Source organism: Streptomyces polygonati (assembly GCF_042650325.1).
Classification (GTDB): Bacteria; Actinomycetota; Actinomycetes; order Streptomycetales; family Streptomycetaceae; genus Actinacidiphila; species Actinacidiphila polygonati.
On sequence record NZ_JBHSBB010000009.1, the window covers coordinates 365,283 to 385,862 of the forward strand.

Sequence of the window (20,580 nt, forward strand, 5' to 3'; positions counted from 1 at the left end):
CTCCACGCTCGACAGCATGACTATACGGCGACCCGCACTTTTATGCAAAGGTCTCATGCGGCGCGAAGGAGCCCGGCGGAGGAGTGCTGTCAGCCTTTGACCGCGCGCAGGACGACGAACTTCGGGTCGGAGGCGACGACTTCGCAGTTGCCGAAGAGATTGCGCAGCCGCAGGTGATAGCCGAGATGGCGGTTGCCGATCACCCACAGCTCGCCACCGGGACGCAGGGCGGCGCGGGCCGAGGCGAACATATGGCGGGCGCCGCTGTCGGTGGTGGCGCGGTGGGAGTGGAAGGGCGGGTTGTTCAGGACGAGGTCGGCGCTGCCCGGCGGGATCGTGGTGAGGGCGTCGGCGACCAGGAACTCGGCCTTGGTCGCCGGGTCGGCGTTGGCCCGGAAGGTGGCCTCGGCGGAGGCCACGGCCTGGTGGGACTCGTCCACGAAGAGCACCTCGGAGGCGGGATTGGCCAGCGCCGCCGCCGTACCGACCACACCGTTGCCGCAGCCCAGGTCGATCACCCGGTCCGGGCCGGTCCTGGCCGGCAGGTGCTGGAGCAGGAAGCGGGTGCCGATGTCCAGCCGGTCCGCGCAGAAGACGCCCGCGTGGTTGGTGACGGTGCGCCCGGAGACCGGGCCGATGCCGTCGGGCAGGGTGTACCGCAGCGGCCAGGGGTTCGGGCCCGCGGGAAGCGCCTCGGGCGCGGGGGTGCAGAGGATCAGCCGGGCCTTGCGGACGGCCAGGGACGTACGGGTCGGGCCGATGATCCGTTCGAACAGCCGCAGGGTGGAGGTGTGGATCTCACTGACCATGCCCGTACCGATCACCACCGTGCCCGGATGGACGGCCGGCGCCAGCCGGTGCAGCTGGTCCTCCAGCAGGGCGAGGCTCTTCGGCACCCGGACCAGGAGGACGTCGATCCGCTCCGGCGGGGTGTCCTGGGTGGACAGCAGCCGCGCCTGGGCCTCGGGAGCGTTGCGCCGCAGATTCGCCCGGGTCGCCTGCTGACCCAGGAAGGAGTCCGAGATCTGGGTGGGCCGCCACCGGGCCAGCGCGGTCGTCAGGGCGCCCCACCGGTCACCGGCCACCACGATCTCCCCGGCGGGCTCGCCCTGCTCGGCGAGGTGCCGCAGCAGATAGTCGTCCGCGGCGTCCCAGGCCCGCAGCTGCTCACGCGGTTCGGCCGGGAATCGGGTCAGTTCGAGGTCGCCCCAGGGCGTGGTGAATCGGTGCATCGTCCCCCCAGCGTAAAGCCTGCGCGCTGCCGGACGGCACTGCTGCCCGCCGGGGGCAGGCAGCGGGGCCCGGAGGCGTGTCCAGCCTCCGAGCCCCTGGTAATGCCGCTTCCGTGCACACGCCGGCACACTTGAGGCCGCAGGTCAGTCTGATGTCGTCGCGTTCTGCCATTGAACTACCGGTGCGCGAAGAGCACCGGACCGGATTCGAACCGGCACCTGACGACCTAGCCCGCGGCCGGTCGATCCGGCGATAAGCGGCGACTGCTGAGTCTGGAGCGAGAGTCTGAGATTGATCGCGGTCTGCCTCTGCCGATTGGGCCACCCCGGCGCGCTCGTGCCGGGGGAGGGATTCGAACCCTCACTGGAACCGCCTTCATCACGACAAGCCTCAGTTTCAGCTTTGCGCTTCTCGCGCACCCTCCGCGCTCCCGCGGAGGGCATCTTGGGGGGCACCGCTCGATCACCGCGCGATCACGGTGCGAACAGGTACCCGAACACGGAGTCGCCGACCCGCTGGTCGGTCACCTCGACGCCGTTCGCCTCCTCGCGGGCGAACTTCACCGCCTGCTGCAACTTCTCCACCCGCTCCAGGAGTTCGTTGACTCGGCGGGCCGGGAGCGCGCCGGAGAACTTCACCGTGGTCCAGTAACCGACCGGCACGTCCTCGTAGTACACCTCGACCTGCGCGGGGTGCTTCTCGGTCGCCTCTGCCTTCACATGGTTGCGCGGCACCTTCTTGGTACGGATGGTCCGCACCACCTCGGTCTTCCACGCGTCACTGGACGCGTCCAGGTTCCAGGACTCGGCGGCGTCCAGGACCGGCAGCTTGCGGACGAAGGTGTTGAGGTCGGTGAGCTGCTTCTCCAGGAACAGCAGATACGACACCGGCACGTCACGCAGCAGCGCGCTGCCGTCGACCGTGACGTCGGCGCGGGCCTCGCGGTTGGCCCAGTCCTTGGTGGCGGTCACATCGAACAGCCGGGTCAGCGCCGTCGCGGTGGACCGCAGTACGCTCTCGGCCTGGATCTGCACCCGGGTGGACTCGGGCGGGAGTTGCTCGCCCTCCTCGTCCTTGGGCTGATAGGTCCGCGATATTCCGGAGAGCAACGCCGGCTTCTGCAGGTCGTGATGAGCCGCCGTCAGCTCCTGCTGCGCCTTCGCCTTGACGCCCTTCTCGACCGCGATGATCTGGTTCAGTTTCGCCACGGGCCGACCGTAACAGCCGACCGCGCGCCCGTTCGAGGGAATTAGCCGGTGGCTCAGCCGCCTGTCCGGCTCACGGGGTGCGCACCCGGGTCGGGTAATGGTCGGTGACGACCCTGCTCATCGCGCCCAGCGGGTCGGCGGCCACCTGGGTGGCGGAGTAGAAGACATTGCCGCGGACCTGGGGATGGCCGGCGTCGAAGGCGAGATGGCGGGAGAGTTCGGCCGGGTCCTGCCAGGGGGCGGGCTGCCCGGCCGCGCCCGCCTTGTAGAGCGCCTCGCCGATGTAGAGGTGGACCCGGGTGCCGCGCACCACCTCGGACCACCAGGGGACCAGGGTGGCGTAGTCGGCGGCGGCGAAGCCGAGGTTCCAGTAGACCTGCGGCGCGATGTAGTCGATCCACTCCTTCCGCACCCAGCCGCGGGTGTCCGCGTGCAGATCGTCGTAGGTCTGCACTCCGGCCGCGGTGGCCGAACCCAGCGGGTCGGTGGCGGCGTTGCGCCAGACGCCGAACGGGCTGATGCCGAAGCGGGTGGCCGGCCTGATCCGCCGGATACGGGCCGCCGTCTCGCGGACCAGCAGATCGGTGTTGTGGCGCCGCCACGCGTCGCGGTCGGCGAAGCCGGCGCCGTGGCGGGCGAAGGCGTCGTCGTCCGGGAAGGTCTGCCCGGCCACCGGATACGGGTAGAAGTAGTCGTCCCAGTGCACGGCGTCGATCGGATAGCGGCGGACCGCGTCCAGCATCGCGTCCTCGACGAAGCGGCGGACCTCGGGCAGGCCCGGGTTGTAGTAGAGCTTACCGCCGAACGGGACGGCCCAGTCCGGGTGCAGCCGGGCCGGGTGGGTCGGGGCGAGGGTGCCGGGGTCGTCGGTCAGCGCCACCCGGTAAGGGTTGAACCAGGCGTGCAGTTCCAGGCCGCGCCGGTGCACCTCGCGGACCGCGGTGCCCAGCGGGTCCCAGCCCGGGTCGCGGCCCTGAATTCCGGTCAGATACCGCGACCAGGGCTCGTACGGCGACGGCCAGCAGGCGTCCGCGGTCGGCCGAACCTGGAACATCACGGCGTTCAGGCGGCGTTCGAGGGCGAGGTCGAGCAGATCCAGCAGTTCCCGGCGCTGCTCGGCGGGCGGAAGGCCGGGCGCGGAGGGCCAGTCGGTGTTGGCCACGGAGGCGATCCACATACCGCGCAGCTCGCGGCGACGGGTGCGGTGCGGGCCGGCCGGCTCGGGTGCGGGGTCCGGCGCCGGGGCTCCCGGCGCCCGGGTCCCCGGCGCCTCGGCGACGGCCCGGCCGGACGCCCCGGTCCCGGCCAGCGCGGCGGCCGCCGCCACGGTGAAGGTCCTGCGCGAGAGCCCTGCCATCCGTCCTCCTCCGGTCCGGCCGCCGACCGGCCGCCAGCTGTGAGACCTCTGACGTAGCGTCACATCGGGTGCCGCTCGAATCCCGGCCCCACCATGCTCCCCTGCGGCCCCGCGATGAACGCCTCTTCGCGCCGTGTCGGCGAAGTGGGCGGCCGTGTCCGGATCAGCGGCCCCGGAAGCCCCCGCCCGCACCGGGCAGCGGTAACGTCTGTCCGGTACACGCGGGAATGCGGCAGAGGCGAGGGACTGACCAGTGAGTGACATCCAGCGCGTCGGCGTGGTGGGCGCGGGCCAGATGGGTTCGGGTATCGCCGAGGTGTGCGCGAAGGCCGGTCTCGACGTCCGGGTCGCCGACACCACCGGTGAGGCCCTGGAGCTGGGACGCGGCCGGCTGACCGGCTCGCTGGCCAAGGCCGCCGAGCGGGGCAAGATCACCACCGAGGAGCGGGACGCGGCACTGGAGCGGCTGAGCTTCACCACCGATCTCGGCGAGTTCGCCGACCGCGACCTGGTGATCGAGGCCGTGGTGGAGAACGAGCGGGTCAAGACCGACATCTTCGTGGTGCTGGACCAGGTGGTGACCCGCCCGGACGCGATCCTGGCGTCCAACACCTCCTCCATCCCGCTGGTACGGCTCGCGGTCGCCACCTCCCGTCCGGAGCAGGTGATGGGCGTCCACTTCTTCAATCCGGCGCCCGTGCAGCGCCTGGTGGAGCTGATCCCGGCGCTCACCACCGGCACGGACACCGTCAAACGGGTCGAACACCTGGTCACCGAAGTGCTGGGCAAGCACGCCATCCGCGCCCAGGACCGGTCCGGCTTCGTGGTGAACGCGCTGCTGGTGCCGTATCTGCTCTCCGCGATCCGGATGTACGAGTCGGGCATGGCGACCCGCGACGACATCGACAACGGGATGGAGATGGGCTGCGCCCACCCGATGGGCCCGCTGAAGCTCGCCGACCTGATCGGCCTGGACACGGTCGCGGCGATCGCGGAGTCGATGTACGCGGAGTACAAGGAGACGCTGTACGCGGCGCCGCCGGTCCTGCAGCGGATGGTGGACGCGGGGCGGCTCGGCCGTAAGTCGGGCGCGGGGTTCTACACCTACTGAGGGGCCTGTACGTGCCGGGCGGGTCCTGGGCGGTCGGCCGGGCAGGGAGGTTCACTTCCCGCCGGCGTCCTCGTAGGCGCGGACGACCTCCTCGGTGGGGCCGTCCATCAGGAGCTCGCCCTGTTCGATCCACAGCACGCGGTCGCAGGTGTCGCGGATCGAGGTGTTGTTGTGGCTGACCAGGAAGACGGTGCCGGCTTCCCGGCGCAGCTCGCGGATGCGTTCCTCCGAGCGCTTCTGGAAGGCGCGGTCGCCGGTGGCCAGTGCTTCGTCGATCATCAGCACGTCGTGGTTCTTGGCCGCCGCGATGGAGAAGCGCAGCCGGGCCGCCATGCCGGAGGAGTAGGTCCGCATCGGCAGCGAGACGAAGTCGCCGTGCTCGTTGATCCCGGAGAAGTCCACGATGCCCTGGTAGCGCTCCCTGACCTCCTGCTGCGACATGCCCATGGCGAGTCCGCCGAGCAGCACATTGGTGGCACCGGTCAGGTCGTTCATCAGGGCGGCGTTCACCCCCAGCAGGGAGGGCTGGCCCTCGGTGTAGACCTTGCCGCGGTCGGCGGGGAGCAGCCCGGCGATCGCCTTGAGCAGGGTGGACTTGCCGGAGCCGTTGGAGCCGATGATGCCGATCGCCTCGCCGCGGTAGGCCGTAAAGGTGACGCCCCGGACCGCGTGGACGGTGTGCACGTTGGGTGAGCCCTTGCGCAGCAGTAGCCGGGCCAGCGCGGCGGTGGCGTTGCCGCGGCCGGTGCCGGCGCCGTAGATCCGGTAGACGATGTGCAGATCGTCCACCACGACGGTCGGCCGCCGGGCCTGCGGGCCGGCTGGTTCCCCGACCGCTTCCTCGACCTGTTCGGCGACCTGCTCGCCGGCCTGCTCCGGGCTCGGCGCGGTGGGCGGTGCGGTGGCCGGCGGTGTGACCGGCGGTGCGACTGGGGGGGCGACCGGTTCCGCCACCGCCTCCGCGGCCTCCGGGGCGGCCCGCTCGGCGGCCGGGCCTGCGACCCGCTTGGCGAAGGGGCCCTCCCCCGCTGCCTGCTCAGCTGTTCCGTCAGCCACGTCCGTACCCTCCTCGGACGACCGGAGAACGCGTTCCGTACCCGCCTGCTGCGGCCAACAGTCGCTCAGATCGGCGCGAGCGGCCACCCGTACGGTGGGATGGGGCGAGGGGAAGGCGGGTGTCAGCGGCCCGACGCGCCGGAGCACAGCTCGGCGGCCCGGGGGGCCGCTTCCAGCGCGGCCTCGCGGACCAGGACGAGCACCGCCATGTCGTCGGCGAGCCGGCCGCCGGTGTGGCGCTGGACGGCGGTCCGCAGCCCGGCGGCGACGGCCGGCCCGGACAGCGGGGAGGGCGCGGTGGCCCGGATCACGATGTCGGGCAGCGGGAAGAAGCGGCCGGTACGGTCGCGGGCGTCCTGTATCCCGTCGGTGTAGAGCAGCAGCCCCTCCCCCGTGGCGATCCGGCCGCCGGCCGGTACGGCGGCGCCGCTGTCCTCCAGCAGGCCGAGCGGGGGCAGCGGGTCGCCCAGCGGCAGCGGGTAGGAGCACAGGCCGAGCAGATACGGCTGCGGGTGGCCGCAGTTGACCGCCTGGAACTCGCCGTCCTCGCCGAGCTGGAGAAGCTGCACGGTGGCGAACTCCTCGGTCGCCGGGTCGTCGGCGCGGTCCCGCAGATGGCGGTGGAGGGCGCCGTCCAGGCGGTGCAGGACCCCGATCAGGTCGGGCTCCTGATGGGCCGCCTCGCGGAAACTGCCGAGCAGGGCGGCCACCATCCCGATGGCGGGCAGGCCGTGGCCGCGGGCGTCGCCGATCAGGGCGCGGACGCCGAAGGGAGTGGCCAGCACCTCGTAGAAGTCGCCGCCGACATGGGCGCCGCGGCTCGCCGAGAGGTAGGTGCTCGCCACCGTCCAGCCGCCGATACGGTCGGGCAGCGGACGCAGCAGCACCTGCTGGGCGGCGAGCGCGATCTCGCGGGTACGGTCCAGTTCGGCGGCCATCCGGCTGCGGCGGCCCGCGGTGCACATGCCGGCCGTCATCACCGCGAGCATGGTGCCCGCGGCGCCCAGCAGCGGCCCGTTGTCGATCGGCGAACCGTCCGCCAGCTCACCGCCCAGCATGCCGAGCGCGAGCAGCCCGCTCCCCAGCACCCAGCGCCGCCGCGCGCCCACCGCGCACGTCACCGCCGGCGCGACGGCCAGCCCGGCCACCACGTCACCGCCGTCCGGCAGCCACCACGCCAGCCCGCCCAGCACGGCGATCCACCCGACAGGAGCCATCACCCAAGGAATCCGGCGCACCCCGCCGACCACTCTTCCCACCATCATCCGCCGGCTCCCCTGGCGGCCCGCGCGGCCCGCACCCCCCGATTCTGCCGACTCCCCCGCCGCCCGCCCGTCCACGCCCACGTTAATCACCCGAAAGAGCGACGAAACCCCCAAGTGGCTCACGGGACCCCCGTGAGCTGGCCCGGAAGCGCCCGCTGAGGCGCCGAGCGAGGCCCGGCGGCACGAGCCCGCCGAGCGGCACCCGGGGCCGGAAACGAGGGCCAGCGGCGCGAGCCGGAGTGCCCCATGCCCAGGCGCGGCCCAGCGCGGCCTCCGGGCGCCGCGCCGGTGCCCCCTCGGAAGGCACCCGGGTACGCCTCCCGGCCATCGGCCAGCGGCGGGCATCGGGCCCGCGGCCCGGATCACCGCGGCGGGCCGGGGTCGCGCAAAAGCCCGCCCCCCGGCGGCTGCCGGGAGGCGGGCTCGTCGCCGCAGGGGCGGTAAGGGCTCAGGCGCCGCGCAGGGTGGCGCCGGTTCGGGTGGTGGCGGAGGTGATCGCGGCGTCGCGGGCCGCGGAGGCCTCCTCGGCGGTGAGGGTGCGGTCGGGGGCGCGGAAGCGGAGGGCGTAGGCGAGGGATTTGCGGCCCTCGCCGATCTGCGGGCCGGTGAAGATATCGAAGAGCCGCAGGGATTCGAGCAGGCTGCCCGCGCCGTCCCGGAGAGCCTGTTCGACGTCGGCGGCCGGGACCGCGGCGTCCACCACCAGGGCCACGTCCTGGGTGGCGACCGGGAAGGTGGAGACCCTGGGTCCGGTGGCCGGGGCGCCGCCCACCCGCTCCAGGATGTCCAGGTCCAGCTCCATCGCGCAGGTCCGCTCGGGCAGCCCGAGCGCCTTGGTGACCCGGGGGTGCAGCTCTCCGGCGTGGCCGACCGGCACCTCCGTGCCGTCCTCCCGGACGGCCAGCAGACTCGCGCACCGTCCGGGGTGGAAGGGCGCGTACTGGTCCTGGCGGACGGTGAGCCGGGTGCGGGCCTGCCGGGCCACCACCCGGGCCGCCTCGACCGCGTCGGCCCAGGTCGCCGGGTGGCCGTCGCCCCACCAGCCGGCCTGCTCCCGCGCGCCGGCCAGCACGACGGCGATCCGCCGCGGCTGATCGGGCAGCGCGGCTTCCAGCGCGGCGATCTCCTCGGGTGTGGGCCGCCGGTCGACCGGCAGGCGCGGCGGCGCCTCGGCCTTCTCCTTGGGCCGGAAGACCAGACCGGTCTCGAACAGCGCCAGGTCGTGCGTCCCGCGCCCGGCATTGCGCCGGAGCGTGGCCAGCAGCCCGGGCAGCAGCGTCGTCCGCAGCGACGGCTCGTTGTCGTACAGCGGGTTGGCCAGCCGTACGGTGCGGCGCCGCGCGTCGCCGGCGTCCAGGCCGAGCTGGTCGAAGACCTCCGCGCCGAGGAAGGGGTAGCTGGGCGCCTCGGTGTAGCCGGCGCCGGCCAGTGCCCGGCCGATCCGGCGGCGGAGCAGCTGGGACTCGGTCAGGCCGCGCCCGGACGGCAGCCGGGGCAGGGTGGACGGCAGACTCTCGTAGCCTTCGAGCCGGATGACCTCTTCGGCGAGGTCGTTGGGGAAGGACAGGTCGGGCCGCCAGCTCGGCACGGTGACGATCAGCTCGTCGGTGCCCGCGGCCGCGCTCCCGGCGCGGACGGTGTCGTCGACCTCGCAGCCGATCTGCCGCAGCCGGCGTACCACTGTCCGGCGGCCGTACTCGGTGCCGGCCACCCGGTCGGGGTGGTCCGCGGGCATGGCGATCGTCCGCGCGGCCGACGGCGTGACGACCTCGGTGACGCCGGGCTCCGCGCCGGCGCCCGCGAGCAGTACCAGCAGGTCGACGGCCCGCTGGGCGGCGGCGGAGGTGATCTCCGGGTCGGTGCCGCGCTCGTAGCGGCGGGACGCCTCGGAGGCCAGCTTGTGGCGCCGGGCGGTGCGCGCGATGGGCACCGGGGCGAAGTGCGCGGCCTCGATGACGATCTCGGTGGTGCCGGCGTCGGAGCCGAAGTCGGCGATCTCGGTGTGGGCGCCCCCCATCACCCCGGCCAGGCCGATCGTCCCCCGGTCGTCGGTGATGACCAGGTCCTCGGCGTCCAGCACCCGCTCGACCCCGTCGAGGGTGGTGATCTTCTCGCCCGGCTCGGCGCGGCGGACCCCGATCGGTCCGTCCAGCCGGGTCCGGTCGTAGGCGTGCAGCGGCTGGCCGAGCTCCATCATCACGTAGTTGGTGATGTCCACGGCGAGCGAGATCGGGCGCATGCCGACCTTCTGCAGCCGCCGCTGGAGCCAGATCGGGGAGCGCGCGCCGGCGTTGACACCGGTCACCGTACGGGCGGTGAAGCGGTCGCAGCCGACCGGGTCGGCGACCTTGACGGGGTAGCCGAAGGCGTTGGCCGCGGGCACGTCGATCAGCGCGGGGTCGCTCAGCGGCACCCCGTAGGCGATCGCGGCCTCGCGGGCCACACCCCGCAGGGACAGCGCGTATCCGCGGTCCGGGGTGACGGCGATGTCGAGGACCTCGTCCACGAGTTCCAGCAGGCCGATCGCGTCGGTGCCGGTCTCGTGCTCCGGCGGCAGCACGATGATGCCGTTGTGGTCGTCGCCCATGCCCAGCTCGGCGGCGGAGCAGATCATGCCGTGCGAGGTGCGGCCGTACGTCTTGCGGGCCGAGATCTGGAAGTCGCCGGGCAGCACACCGCCGGGCAGGATCACCACGACCTTGTCGCCGACCGCGAAGTTGCGGGCGCCGCAGACGATCTCCTGCGGCTCACCGGTGCCGTTGGCGTCACCGACGTCCACCGTGCAGAAGCGGATCGGCTTCTTGAAGCCCTCCAGCTCCTCGATGGTGAGCACCTCGCCGACCACCAGCGGGCCCTTGACGCCGGCGCCGAGCTGCTCGACGGTCTCGACCTCCAGGCCGGCGGAAATGAGCTTGGCCTGGACGTCGCGGCCGGTCGCACCGGCGGGCAGGTCGACGTACTCCCGCAGCCAAGAAAGCGGGACCCGCATCAGATCTCCATCCCGAACGGGAGGGTGAAGCGCACGTCACCCTCGACGATGTCTCGCATGTCCTCGACGTTGTGGCGGAACATCATCATCCGCTCGATGCCGAAGCCGAACGCGAAGCCGCTGTACTTCTTGGGGTCCACACCGCAGGCGATCAGCACCTGCGGGTTGACCATCCCGCAGCCGCCCAGCTCGATCCAGCCCTCGGAGGAGCAGGTGCGGCAGGGGCGGTCCGGGTTGCCGACGGACTCGCCGCGGCAGACGTAGCAGAGCATGTCCATCTCGGCGGACGGCTCGGTGAACGGGAAGTGGTTCGGGCGCAGCCGGGTCGTCATGCCGTCCCCGAACAGCGAGACGACCATGTGGTCCAAGGTGCCCTTGAGGTCGGCCATGGTCAGGCCCTCGTCCACCGCCAGCAGCTCGACCTGCATGAACACCGGGGTGTGGGTGGCGTCGAGCTCGTCGGAGCGGTAGACCCGGCCGGGCGCGATGACGTAGACCGGCAGTTCGCGCTCCAGCAGCGCGCGGATCTGCACCGGTGAGGTGTGGGTGCGCAGCACGACGCCGGACGGCTCGCCGCCGCCCGCGCCCCCGGCCCCTTCGGCGGCCTGGACGAAGAAGGTGTCCTGGGTCTCGCGGGCCGGGTGGTCGGGCGGGAAGTTCAGCGCGTCGAAGTTGAACCACTCGGCCTCGACCTCGGGGCCTTCGGCGACCTCGTAGCCCATGGCCACGAAGATGTCCTCGATCCGGTCGGACAGCGTGGTCAGCGGGTGCCGGGCGCCGGCCTGGACGCGGTCGTACGGCAGAGTGACGTCGACGGCCTCCTCGACCAGCACGCGGGTGTCGCGCTCGGCCTCCAGTTCGCCCTGGCGGGCGGTGAGCGCCTGGTTGACCGCGCCGCGGGCCTGGCCGACCCGCTTGCCGGCCTCGGCCTTGGCCTGCGGCGGCAGCGCGCCGATCTCCCGGTTGGCCAGGGCCAGCGGCGAGGCGCCGCCGGTGTGCGCGGTCTTGACGTGCGCCAGGGCGTCCAGGTCGGCGGCGCCCGCGATGGCGGCGAGCGCCTCGTCACGCATCCGCTCGATCTGTTCCGGCTGCAACGCCTCGACCTCCACAGGGTCGTACGACTTGTTCGGTGCCGACATCTCTTCCCGTTCCGAGAGTGGGTGCTGTTGGGGGCGCCTCCCAGGGCCAGACCTCCGGCGGGAGGCGCTGCCCGGCCGGACACATGCCAAAGCCTCAGTCTAGTGGGCTGGCGCGGCACGCTCGGGGACGCCCCGGGGGCGGTGGGGGGCGGGGGCAAGGCCCGTCGGGGCGGCTCGGTGGCCGTCAGGCCATGAACGCGGGGGTCCCGACGGGCAGGACGAATCGGAACTCGGCACCCCCGCCGGGGGCCCGGCCGACGGCGATGACGCCGCCGTGCGCCTCGACGATGCCCTTGACGATGTACAGGCCCAGACCGGTGCCGCCGCGCTTGCTGCCGCGCCAGAAGCGGGTGAAGACGCGGCTCATCGACTCCTCGGGGATGCCGGGGCCTTCGTCGCTCACGGTGACCGCCGTGCCTTCCGTCGTACGGTCGCCCCCGGTCTCCGGGGCGGGTGCCACCTCGATGGTGACAGTGCCCTCGCCGTGGCGCACCGCGTTTTCCAGCAGGTTGCCGAGGATCTGGTCCACCTTGTCCGGGTCTGCCCACAGCGCGGGCAGCGGTCCGCCGACCCGCAGGTGGAAGCGGTCGGCGGGCTGCCCGGCGGCGACATGCGCGTCCACGTGCCGCTGCACGGCGGCGGCGATGTCCACCGGCTGGCGGCGCACTTCGAGGCGCCCGGAGTCGATCCGGGAGATGTCGAGCAGTTCGGCGATCAGCCGGGTGACGCGATTGGCGTCGGCGTCGACCGTCTCCAGCATGACCTTCTTCTGGTCCTCGGTGAAGCGCTCCCACTTGGCGAGCAGGGTGGCGGTGAAGCCTTTCACCGAGGTGAGCGGGGAGCGCAACTCGTGGGCCACGGTGGCGATCAGCTCGGCGTGGCTGCGTTCGGTACGGCGCCGCGCCTCGGTGCCACGCAGGGTGACCACCAGCCGGCGGACCGGCCCGCCGGGCCGGGTGCGGACGAAGCGGGCCACGACCAGCACCTCGCGCCCGCCGGGCAGCAGCAGATTGCGCTCGGGCTGCCCCACCCGGATGGCGAGGCCGGCATAGGGGTCGGTGAGCTGCCACCAGCGGCGGCCTTCGAGGTCTTCCAGCGGCAGCGCCAGCTCGACGGGCCGGCCGATGACGTCGGCGGGGCTCAGCGCGGTGATCCGGGCGGCGGCGGCGTTGAAGCAGATCACCCGGTGGTGCTCGTCGGCGACGACCAGGCCGTCGGGCAGGTCGTCCGGGTCGATGCCCAGGTCGTCGAAGGCCTCGCCGGCGTCGGCCGGGGCGGGATACGGGGGACGCCGCTCGTCGGGTGGTCCGGCGGGGCGCGCGGCGGGCGGTCCGGCCGGGCGGGGCTCGGTGGGCTGCCGGTCTCCGGGCTGTTCCTTCAGCGTGCTGCGGACGCCGTTCTGCGGCATTACGTCCATCCCCGCCACCCCCCTCTCAGGGCCCCCGGGCCGCCACCCTACTAGGTTGACGCGAGGCTGCGGCACCCTCCGGGAGCGCGCTGGGCGCGCGCGGAGGCGTAGAGGCACACAGCGGCCGCCGTGGCGAGGTTGAGGCTTTCCGCGCGCCCGTGGATGGGGACGCGCACCACCGCGTCGGCCAGCGCCCTGGTCTCCTCCGGCAGACCCCACGCCTCGTTGCCGAACACCCAGGCGGTGGGCCCGCCCATGGCGTCCGCGTCGAGTTCGGCGTCCAGGTCGCGGCCGCCGGCGCCGTCCGCGGCCAGCACCCGTACGCCCGCGGCGCGCAGCGCGGCCACCGCCTCGGCCACCGGCACACCCGTCGCGACCGGCAGATGGAAGAGGCTGCCGGCCGAGGCGCGCACCGCCTTGGGGTTGTAGAGGTCCACCGAGGCGTCGGTGAGCACCACCGCGTCCGCGCCGGCCGCGTCGGCGCAGCGCAGCACCGTGCCGGCGTTGCCGGGGTCGCGGACGTGGGCGAGCACGGCGACCAGCCGGGGGCGGGCGGCCAGCACCTCGGCGAACGGGATGTCCAGGAAGCGGCAGACGCCGACCAGGCCCTGCGGGGTCACGGTGTCGGAGATCTCCGCGACGACCTCGGGCGTGGCGGTCAGCACGGGCGCGCCGGAGGCGCGGGCGGCGGCCACGAGGTCGGCGTGCCGCTCGGCCGCCTCGGGGGTGGCGTACAGCTCGATCAGGGTCCGGCCGGCCGGACCGCCGGGGTGCGCGACGGCCTCCCGTACGGCCTGCGGGCCCTCGGCGAGGAAGCGCCGCTCCTTGCCCCGGAAACTGCGCTTGCCCAGGCGGTGCGCGGCGGTGACCCGGGCGGAGCGCAGCGAGGTCAGCTCGGGGGTGGACATGCGGGGCTCGTTTCCCGGTGGTGGGGGCGTTGGAGGGTGCCGTGGAGGCGGCGAACCGGCCGGGCCGGGCCGCGCGGACAGCGAACGGGCCCGCGGGGGACATTCACCCGCGGGCCCGGAAACCGCATCGTGCGGGCGGTGTCATGCCGCCTTGGGCGCGTTGACGTCGGACGGCAGCGCCTTCTGCGCCACCTCGACCAGCGTCGCGAACGCGTTCGCGTCGTTCACGGCCAGCTCCGCCAGGATCTTGCGGTCGACCTCGACGTTGGCGGCCTTGAGGCCCTGGATGAAGCGGTTGTAGGTGATGCCGTTGGCGCGGGCAGCGGCGTTGATGCGCTGGATCCACAGCTGACGGAAGTCGCCCTTGCGCTTCTTGCGGTCGTTGTAGTTGTAGACCAGGGAGTGGGTGACCTGCTCCTTGGCCTTGCGGTACAGGCGCGAACGCTGACCGCGGTAACCGCTGGCCTGCTCGAGGATCGCCCGGCGCTTCTTCTGGGCGTTGACTGCCCGCTTGACGCGTGCCACTTGATGACTCCTTCTAGGGGACCGCGGGGGTACTCACACGGCCCGAAAGCGAATGGGGTCCCGGAGGGGACCGAGCGCCCCGGTCGGGGGCGCGGGGGTCACTTGCCGAGAAGCTTCTTGATCTTCTTGACGTCCGACTTGGCCACCTCGACCGTGCCGGTCAGGGCGCGGGTCTTGCTGGACGGCTTGTGCTCCAGCAGGTGGCGCTTGCCGGCGCGCTCGCGCAGCACCTTGCCGGAGCCGGTGATCTTGAAGCGCTTGCTGGCACCGCTGTGGGTCTTGTTCTTCGGCATGGCGCCGTGGTCTCCTCGTCGCTGGCCCTCCCGTACGCCGCGAGGCGCACGGAGAGCGTCAGTGCTGCATTACGACCCGTGAGCCGGGGGCTCCGGGATGTTCTCAGCCGGCGTCGTGCGCCGGTACCTCTTCCTGCGCGTCCTCGGCGTCCGATGCCTGCACGTGGTCGTCGTGGTCCTCGTGGTCGTCCAGGTCGTCGTCCGCGATGTCGCCGCCGTCACCCTGGCGGCCGGCCTTGCGGGCGGCCTGGGCCTCGCGGGCCTCGGCCATGGCCTCGGTCTTCTTCTTGTGCGGGCCGAGAACCATGATCATGTTCCGGCCGTCCTGCTTCGGATTCGACTCGATGAAGCCGAGGTCCTGGACGTCCTCCGCCAGCCGCTGCAGCAGTCGGTAGCCGAGTTCCGGCCGGGACTGCTCACGACCGCGGAACATGATCGTGATCTTGACCTTGTCGCCCTGCTTGAGGAACCGGACGACGTGACCCTTTTTGGTGTCGTAGTCGTGCGGGTCGATCTTCGGCCGGAGCTTCATCTCCTTGATGACCGTGTGCGCCTGGTTCTTGCGCGCTTCACGGGCCTTCATGGCCGATTCGTACTTGAACTTCCCGTAGTCCATGAGCTTGCACACGGGAGGACGGGCGTTCGCCGCTACCTCGACCAGGTCGAGGTCGTACTCCTGCGCGAGCTCCAGGGCCTTGGCAAGCGGCACAATGCCCACCTGCTCGCCACTGGGACCGACAAGTCGCACCTCGGGAACGCGAATCCGGTCGTTGATGCGGGGCTCGGCGCTGATGGGGCCTCCTCGGTTGTACGACGCGACCGACTGGCCGACGGCCGCGCTTGAGTCTGTCTCGTCCGACCCCGTACCCCAGGCGTGAAAAAACGCCCCATACGGTAGACAGGCGGGGCTCCTCACAACCGGGAGCACCGCCGCGCTATTCCGCGGGGCGCATCGGACGGGGCCCGACCGGCGGGAAGCCGTTCGGGTGACCGTCTGACCGGAACCCGTCGGCCCGGGGGCCGACCAGGTGGGAGATCGGAGCCTCCACTTGCTGGCCGGACACATGGGTGTCCGACCGGTCGTTCTCCCACTATACCCGCCACGGCCCGCAGGCCGTAATCGGCCGGACGGGGCATATCGTGTCCCGCATGAGCGACGCACCCTCCGCCCCGGCCGGCCCCGCCGCCGGGGGCGCCCCCGGATTCGACGACCTGACCCGCGACATCGCCGACGTGCCGGCCGTCGAGGTGATCACGACCGTGGCCGTCCACCTGATGAGCGCCGCGGCGGTCAATCTCGGGCTGGCCGAGGAGGGCGAGCAGCACCGGGACCTCGACGAGGCCCGCAAACTCATCCAGGCGCTGGCCGGGCTGATCAGCGCGAGCGCGACCGAGATCAGCTCCTTCCACGCGGCGCCGCTGCGGGACGGCCTGAAGTCGCTGCAGCTGGCCTTCCGCGAGGCCTCGCTCGTCCCGGACGAGCCGGGCCAGGGGCCCGGCGAGAAGTACACCGGGCCGGTCTACGGCTGAGAGGCCGCGCGCCCGGGCCGCGCGGGTCCGGGGTGCCGCCGCCGCGGGCCTACTCCGGACCGGGGCCGCCCGGGCCGCCGGGTCCGCCCTGGCCTCCTGGACCTGAGCCGCCGGGTCCTTCGGGTCCGCCCGGGCCGCCGGGTCCCCCGTCGTCTCCGGCCGGCCGCCCCCAGCGTCCCCCCGGGCCCACCGGGCCCTGCCGTCCTTCCGATTCCCGCGTGCGGGCGTCCCCCTCCGCCTCGATGGCCTCCGCCCTGGCCGTCCTGGCCGCGACGAGCGCGGGATGCGTGGACTCGTGGACCACCGCCGCGAGCGCGCCGCCGACCAGTGGCGCGACCAGGAACAGCCATACCTGGTTCAGCGCCGGGCTCCCCGCGTAGACGGCCGGGCCGAAGCTGCGGGCCGGGTTCGCCGAGGCGCCGGTGAGCGGGATGCCGATCAGGTTGACGACCACGAGCGCGATGCCGATGGGCAGGCCGCCGAAGCCGACCACGGCGACCCGCTGGGTGACCGCGAGGTAGACGAAGACCAGCAGGAAGGTCAGGATCAGCTCGGCCACGAAGGCACCGCCGATGTTGATGCCGACCGCCGACCTGCTGTTGTAGCCGTTGGTGCCGAAGGCTCCGTGCCGCTGGAATCCCGGCACCTGGTCGGCGACCAGGAGCAGCAGCGCGCCGCCGACGATCGCGCCGACCAGCTGGGCGACCACGTACAGCACCGCGGTACGGACGTCGATCCGCCGGGCGAGCAGCATGCCGAGCGTCACCGCGGGGTTGATGTGGCAGCCGGAGATCGGCCCGAACGTGTAGACCAGCGCCAGCAGCACGAAGCCGAAGGCCAGGGCGATGCCCAGGGCGCCGATGAACTGGCCGGACAGTACGGCGGCACCGACCGCGAAGAAGACCAGCAGCAGCGTGCCGAGGAATTCGCAGATCAGCGGCCGGGGGTCGATGGTACGCAGCGCGTCCAGTTCCCGGCCCATCGGACCTTCTCGGATCTCCATCGGACCTCCTCAGAGATGATCAGTAAGCCCGCACTTCGCATTGTGGGGGTCGGCGCTGATCGCCACATCTCGGGAGGAAAGGGATGGATGGCCGTGGACGGCCATGGACGGCGCGATGGGGGCCGGTGAGCGGTCCCGGTCCTGTCGGCGCCCGTCAGCGCTGGTCAGCGCCCGTCAGCGCCGGTCAGCGGCCGTCAGCGCCGGAAGAGCGGCTCGCCGGGCACGGCCGTGTCGGCGGGCAGCAGGGCCAGGTCCAGGCCCTGGACCAGGGCGCCGCGCAGCACCTCGTCGGCGGCCAGCGCCGCCGCCAGTGCCCGGCCGGTGACCGCCGCGTCGGCGTCGCGCGCCAGCACCAGGCCGAGCGTGCCGTCGCTGCCCGGCTGCCCCGGGCTCAAGTGCGCGCGGGCGATTCCCGGCTCGGCCGCCACCGCCGCCCGCAGCGCCTCGCGTACGGCGGGATCGCCCAGCGGGTCGTGGCGGCCGGGGCCGAGCGCCGCGGCCCGCAGTGCCGGGCCGGTCAGTTCGTACGTCACCGGTCCGGCGAGATCGATCAGCAGCGTGTCGGCCCGCTCGTGCGCCAGCGCCTGGAGCGCCCGCGCCAAGGGCACGGCCACCGGGCGCGCGTCGGGCCGCCAGCGGGCCAGGCTCGCCGTGGAGGTGAAGGCCGGCAGGGCCCGCCGCCCGTCCGGCGCCTGGATGGTCGGCACCGCCATGTCGCTGGTCTTGTCCCGGCGCAGCCCGTCCGGCCCGGTCTCCGCCTCGCCGAGCAGCGCCACCACCGGGATCAGCAGCCGGGCCGTGTGCAGCGCCTCGACCACGGCCCGCTCGGCGTCGGCGGCCCGCGCTGTGGCGCGGTCCCGGGCGTAGTCCGCTAGCGCGGCGGACAGCGCGGGGGCCGCCGAGCCGTCGTCGTCGGAGAAACCGGGGTCGGGGATGTCCTTGAGCGCCACCCGGGAACCCTAACCGCCGCGGCGCCGGGCGCCTGTCACCGGGTGCGCGGCGCCGCGGCCTTCACAGGACGCGGGAGCGCCGCGACCGGAACCACAGGAGGGCGGCCAGCACGATGAGCCCGCCGCCGGCCGCCGCGCACCCGGCGGCCACGCCGTCGCCCAGCACCTGGTCCGGGTCGGCCGGCGCCGGGGCGGGCGTCGGGCCCGGCGCGAAGTAGCGCTGCGGGTAGGAGGCCGGCGCCTGCGCCACCGGCGCGGGTTTCATCCGCTTCGCCAGGGCCAGCGCCGCCGCCGGGTCGATCATGCCGGTGCCGAGCGAGTCGCTGCGGCCGCCGGCCGGCTTGTGCCGGGTGGTGGCCTGCAGCACCTGCTTGATCTGCGCCGGGTTGAGCCGGGGATTCGCCGAGCGGATCAGCGCGGCCGTGCCGGAGACATAGGCGGAGGCCGCGCTGGTCCCCCAGCCGTTGTAATAGGTGCGGTCCGGGTCGGCGATCACCACGTCCACGCCCGGCGCGGCGACCGAGGCGTACCAGCGGCGGGTGGAGAAGGCGGCGTGCTTCCCGTCCTGGTCGACGGCGGCGACGGCGATGACCCCGGGGTAGGCGGCCGGGTAGGAGGAACGGTCGGCGTCCTGGCCGCCGTTGCCGGCCGAGGCGACCACCACCACGTCCTTGCTCAGCGCGTACTGGATCGCGTCGTCCTCGTCCGCGACCGGCGCGGCGGTGGCGCTGTCGTCGCCGAGCGAGAGGTTGATGACGTCGGCGCCGTGGTCGACCGCCCAGCGGATGCCGTCGGGCAGCGCGTCGCCCCGGGTCTGCCGGGCCTTCTGCCGCTGCGGGTCCTTGTCCTCCAGGATCACCCGCACCGGCAGGATGCGGGCGCGCGGGGCGATGCCGAGCACCCCGGAGTCCTTGTCGCTGCCGTGTCCGTGGCCGGCGATGATCGCGGCCATCCCGGTGCCGTGCCGGGCCCAGGTGGAGTCGCCCGGCTTGGCGCCGAAGCCGATCTCGTCCTTGCCCGGCAGCACCTGGCCGGTCAGATCGGGGTGGGTGCCGTCCACTCCGGTGTCGAGGACGGCGACGGTGACGCCGGCCCCCTTCGAGATGCGCCACGCCTGCTGGGCGTGCAGCGCGGCCAGCGCCCAGTCGGCGTCGCGGACGGCGTCGGCGGCGGCCGGCTGGGCGATCAGCACCAGGGCAGCGGCGGCGCCGGCCAGCGCGGTGGACAGGCGTCCGGCGCGGCGCGCGGGGACCCTCATCCGTGGGTCTCCCGGGCGGTGGCGGGGTGGAGTTCGGCGGTGACGGCGGCGTGCAGCCGGTCGTCCACGGCGGAGGCGAGGCCGGTGACGTCGAAGCCCAGGCCGGCCTGGGCGGTGGCGGTGGTGGCGCCCTGGACGTCCGCCTTCTGGGCGGGCTGCGGGGCCGTCACGGCGCGCCCGTCGGCGAAGCCGCTCACCGCGTACACGACGAACGGCAGGTCGGCGGAGACCTGGACCGCCCAACTGCCGCGCTGGTGGTCGCCGAAGCCCGCGGCGGCGGTGCGGGGGAAGGCGACGGCCTTGGGTATCAGGTCGGTGCGCAGGCCCAGCTCGTCCCGGTCCCAGCGCAGATTCAGCGCGGTCATCGCGGGCGCCTCCCCCGCGGTGACGAGCAGGCCCACGGTCGTGACGGTGGTGGAGGTGCTGTCCAGATACGTGGCGCGCAGCAGGCGGACGCAGCCGACCGGTGCCAGCGTCCTTTGCAGGGGTGCGTCGAAGGCGCCCGCGCAGCCGGCCGGGGGCGCCACGCCGATCCGGGTCCAGGACCGGTCGGCGCCGCCGGGGCCGCCGCCCTTCTCGGTGTAGGTGGGCGGGAAGAGCTGGTCGACCGGGGTGTTCCGCCAGACGTTGCGGGCGGTGGCGAACGCCTCGACGCTGCCGTCGGCGACCGGTCGGGGCTGCCGGGGCCCGTGGTTGATCACCGTGCCGGCCGTGGCACCGGCGATGAGCCCGAGTCCGAGGACCAGGCACACCGCGGGGCCGACCCGCCGTCGTCCCGTCCTGGCGGGAGGAGGGGGTTCGAGCGGCGGCGCGGGCGGTATCTGCGCGGCGGCGTAGGGGACGGCGCCGGGCGCGGTCGCGTACGGCGCGGGGCCGGTCGGCGGTCCCGGCGCGGGCGGCGCGGGTCGTGGGACCGGCGCGGCCGGCGGCGGTGGTGGCGTCGCGGGGGGCGGGGGGGCCGCCGGAGGCCGCCCGGTGACCGGGACGGCGGGCGGTATCGGGGGGACGTCCGGCTCGCGGCCGGGCGCGGGCACCGCCTCGGGGGGCGGCGGCGGGCCGGAGGGCCGCGGCGGTGCGCCGGTCTCCGGTACGGCCGGCGGCGCCGACGGCACCGGCGGCTGCTGCTCGGAGGCGCGCCGGTCGGCGGCGGCACGCGGTGCGTGCGGGCGGAGGGTGGGGAACGGAGACGGCGGAGTCTGTCCGTTGTCCACTCCGGTACTCACCCGGCGCCCCCTCGTGACCTCTGCGTGCGCGACTCGGGCGTCACTCTACGGGGTTGCGCGGTGGTGCGGTTGCGGCAGGGCGAGGTGCGCGGGGCTACCTTCGGGCAGTGCCCGTCTGGCAGGC

At 73.6% G+C, this 20,580-nt stretch carries 18 protein-coding genes; 2 read left to right on the forward strand and 16 right to left on the reverse strand.

Going from position 1 to position 20,580, the window contains the following annotated elements:
- Positions 1–89: 89 nt before the first annotated feature.
- From ACFO3J_RS11810 to ACFO3J_RS11820, 3 genes are all read right to left on the reverse strand, one after another.
- The gene (locus ACFO3J_RS11810; RefSeq protein ID WP_386428890.1) at positions 90–1,232 is read right to left on the reverse strand and encodes a methyltransferase; all 1,143 of its coding nucleotides are present in this window, start codon (positions 1,230–1,232) and stop codon (positions 90–92) included.
- 474 nt (positions 1,233–1,706) lie between these two features.
- The gene (locus ACFO3J_RS11815) at positions 1,707–2,441 is read right to left on the reverse strand and encodes a DUF7873 family protein (protein ID WP_386428892.1); all 735 of its coding nucleotides are present in this window, start codon (positions 2,439–2,441) and stop codon (positions 1,707–1,709) included.
- A gap of 70 nt (positions 2,442–2,511) precedes the next feature.
- The gene (locus ACFO3J_RS11820; protein ID WP_386428894.1) at positions 2,512–3,798 is read right to left on the reverse strand and encodes a glycoside hydrolase family 10 protein; all 1,287 of its coding nucleotides are present in this window, start codon (positions 3,796–3,798) and stop codon (positions 2,512–2,514) included.
- A 253-nt stretch (positions 3,799–4,051) separates the two neighbouring features.
- On the opposite strand from ACFO3J_RS11820, the gene ACFO3J_RS11825 reads away from it, so the two are divergent.
- Positions 4,052–4,909 (forward strand): 3-hydroxybutyryl-CoA dehydrogenase, encoded by an 858-nt coding sequence (locus ACFO3J_RS11825; protein ID WP_386428896.1) that lies wholly within the window; start codon positions 4,052–4,054, stop codon positions 4,907–4,909.
- 51 nt (positions 4,910–4,960) lie between these two features.
- Here ACFO3J_RS11825 and ACFO3J_RS11830 read toward each other — a convergent pair whose 3' ends face one another.
- The 9 genes from ACFO3J_RS11830 to infC all read right to left on the reverse strand — a co-directional run bounded on the left by ACFO3J_RS11830 (position 4,961) and on the right by infC (position 15,285).
- The gene (locus ACFO3J_RS11830) at positions 4,961–5,701 is read right to left on the reverse strand and encodes an ABC transporter ATP-binding protein (protein WP_386429207.1); all 741 of its coding nucleotides are present in this window, start codon (positions 5,699–5,701) and stop codon (positions 4,961–4,963) included.
- Between the two features lie 386 nt (positions 5,702–6,087).
- Complete coding sequence (locus tag ACFO3J_RS11835; RefSeq protein WP_386428898.1) at positions 6,088–7,182, reverse strand: PP2C family protein-serine/threonine phosphatase; 1,095 nt, start codon at positions 7,180–7,182, stop codon at positions 6,088–6,090.
- 496 nt (positions 7,183–7,678) lie between these two features.
- The gene (gene pheT / locus ACFO3J_RS11840; protein WP_386428900.1) at positions 7,679–10,219 is read right to left on the reverse strand and encodes a phenylalanine--tRNA ligase subunit beta; all 2,541 of its coding nucleotides are present in this window, start codon (positions 10,217–10,219) and stop codon (positions 7,679–7,681) included.
- Positions 10,219–11,358 (reverse strand): phenylalanine--tRNA ligase subunit alpha, encoded by a 1,140-nt coding sequence (gene pheS, locus ACFO3J_RS11845; protein ID WP_386428901.1) that lies wholly within the window; start codon positions 11,356–11,358, stop codon positions 10,219–10,221. Before pheS ends, pheT begins: the two co-directional genes overlap by 1 nt.
- A 184-nt stretch (positions 11,359–11,542) precedes the next feature.
- Positions 11,543–12,766, reverse strand: coding sequence for a sensor histidine kinase (locus tag ACFO3J_RS11850; protein WP_386429209.1), 1,224 nt, complete (start codon positions 12,764–12,766; stop codon positions 11,543–11,545).
- Between the two features lie 50 nt (positions 12,767–12,816).
- Positions 12,817–13,674, reverse strand: a complete 858-nt coding sequence (locus ACFO3J_RS11855) for a TrmH family RNA methyltransferase (RefSeq protein WP_386428903.1) — start codon at positions 13,672–13,674, stop codon at positions 12,817–12,819.
- A gap of 141 nt (positions 13,675–13,815) precedes the next feature.
- Positions 13,816–14,199, reverse strand: coding sequence for a 50S ribosomal protein L20 (rplT, locus tag ACFO3J_RS11860; protein WP_093739444.1), 384 nt, complete (start codon positions 14,197–14,199; stop codon positions 13,816–13,818).
- A gap of 98 nt (positions 14,200–14,297) precedes the next feature.
- Entirely contained in the window at positions 14,298–14,492 is a 195-nt protein-coding gene (gene rpmI / locus ACFO3J_RS11865; protein WP_093739446.1) for a 50S ribosomal protein L35, read from the reverse strand.
- Positions 14,493–14,595: 103 nt separating this feature from the next.
- Positions 14,596–15,285 (reverse strand): translation initiation factor IF-3, encoded by a 690-nt coding sequence (gene infC / locus ACFO3J_RS11870; RefSeq protein ID WP_386429210.1) that lies wholly within the window; start codon positions 15,283–15,285, stop codon positions 14,596–14,598.
- 356 nt (positions 15,286–15,641) lie between these two features.
- Between infC and ACFO3J_RS11875 the strand changes: the two genes are divergently transcribed.
- Positions 15,642–16,022 (forward strand): DUF1844 domain-containing protein, encoded by a 381-nt coding sequence (locus tag ACFO3J_RS11875; protein ID WP_386428905.1) that lies wholly within the window; start codon positions 15,642–15,644, stop codon positions 16,020–16,022.
- A 49-nt stretch (positions 16,023–16,071) separates the two neighbouring features.
- On the opposite strand, the gene ACFO3J_RS11880 is transcribed toward ACFO3J_RS11875, so the two are convergent.
- The 4 genes from ACFO3J_RS11880 to ACFO3J_RS11895 all read right to left on the reverse strand — a co-directional run bounded on the left by ACFO3J_RS11880 (position 16,072) and on the right by ACFO3J_RS11895 (position 20,456).
- Positions 16,072–17,025, reverse strand: a complete 954-nt coding sequence (locus ACFO3J_RS11880; protein WP_386428907.1) for an MIP/aquaporin family protein — start codon at positions 17,023–17,025, stop codon at positions 16,072–16,074.
- A gap of 194 nt (positions 17,026–17,219) precedes the next feature.
- The gene (locus tag ACFO3J_RS11885) at positions 17,220–17,975 is read right to left on the reverse strand and encodes an SseB family protein (RefSeq protein ID WP_386428909.1); all 756 of its coding nucleotides are present in this window, start codon (positions 17,973–17,975) and stop codon (positions 17,220–17,222) included.
- 61 nt (positions 17,976–18,036) lie between these two features.
- On the reverse strand, positions 18,037–19,233 hold the full coding sequence (mycP, locus tag ACFO3J_RS11890) for a type VII secretion-associated serine protease mycosin (protein WP_386428910.1): 1,197 nt from the start codon (positions 19,231–19,233) through the stop codon (positions 18,037–18,039).
- Positions 19,230–20,456 carry a hypothetical protein gene (locus ACFO3J_RS11895; RefSeq protein ID WP_386428912.1) on the reverse strand — a complete coding sequence of 409 codons (1,227 nt, stop codon included), beginning with the start codon at positions 20,454–20,456 and terminating at the stop codon, positions 19,230–19,232. The genes mycP and ACFO3J_RS11895 overlap by 4 nt, the downstream gene beginning before the upstream one ends.
- Positions 20,457–20,580 lie beyond the last annotated feature (124 nt).

Coding starts and splice junctions, on each gene's coding strand:
- ACFO3J_RS11810 (WP_386428890.1), bottom strand. CDS start 1,232: ATGCACCGATTCACCACGCCCTGGGGCGACCTCGAACTGACCCGATTC.
- ACFO3J_RS11820 (WP_386428894.1), bottom strand. CDS start 3,798: ATGGCAGGGCTCTCGCGCAGGACCTTCACCGTGGCGGCGGCCGCCGCG.
- ACFO3J_RS11835 (WP_386428898.1), bottom strand. CDS start 7,182: ATGGCTCCTGTCGGGTGGATCGCCGTGCTGGGCGGGCTGGCGTGGTGG.
- pheT (WP_386428900.1), bottom strand. CDS start 10,219: ATGCGGGTCCCGCTTTCTTGGCTGCGGGAGTACGTCGACCTGCCCGCC.
- pheS (WP_386428901.1), bottom strand. CDS start 11,358: ATGTCGGCACCGAACAAGTCGTACGACCCTGTGGAGGTCGAGGCGTTG.
- ACFO3J_RS11850 (WP_386429209.1), bottom strand. CDS start 12,766: ATGCCGCAGAACGGCGTCCGCAGCACGCTGAAGGAACAGCCCGGAGAC.
- ACFO3J_RS11855 (WP_386428903.1), bottom strand. CDS start 13,674: ATGTCCACCCCCGAGCTGACCTCGCTGCGCTCCGCCCGGGTCACCGCC.
- rpmI (WP_093739446.1), bottom strand. CDS start 14,492: ATGCCGAAGAACAAGACCCACAGCGGTGCCAGCAAGCGCTTCAAGATC.
- ACFO3J_RS11875 (WP_386428905.1), top strand. CDS start 15,642: ATGAGCGACGCACCCTCCGCCCCGGCCGGCCCCGCCGCCGGGGGCGCC.
- ACFO3J_RS11880 (WP_386428907.1), bottom strand. CDS start 17,025: ATGGAGATCCGAGAAGGTCCGATGGGCCGGGAACTGGACGCGCTGCGT.
- mycP (WP_386428910.1), bottom strand. CDS start 19,233: ATGAGGGTCCCCGCGCGCCGCGCCGGACGCCTGTCCACCGCGCTGGCC.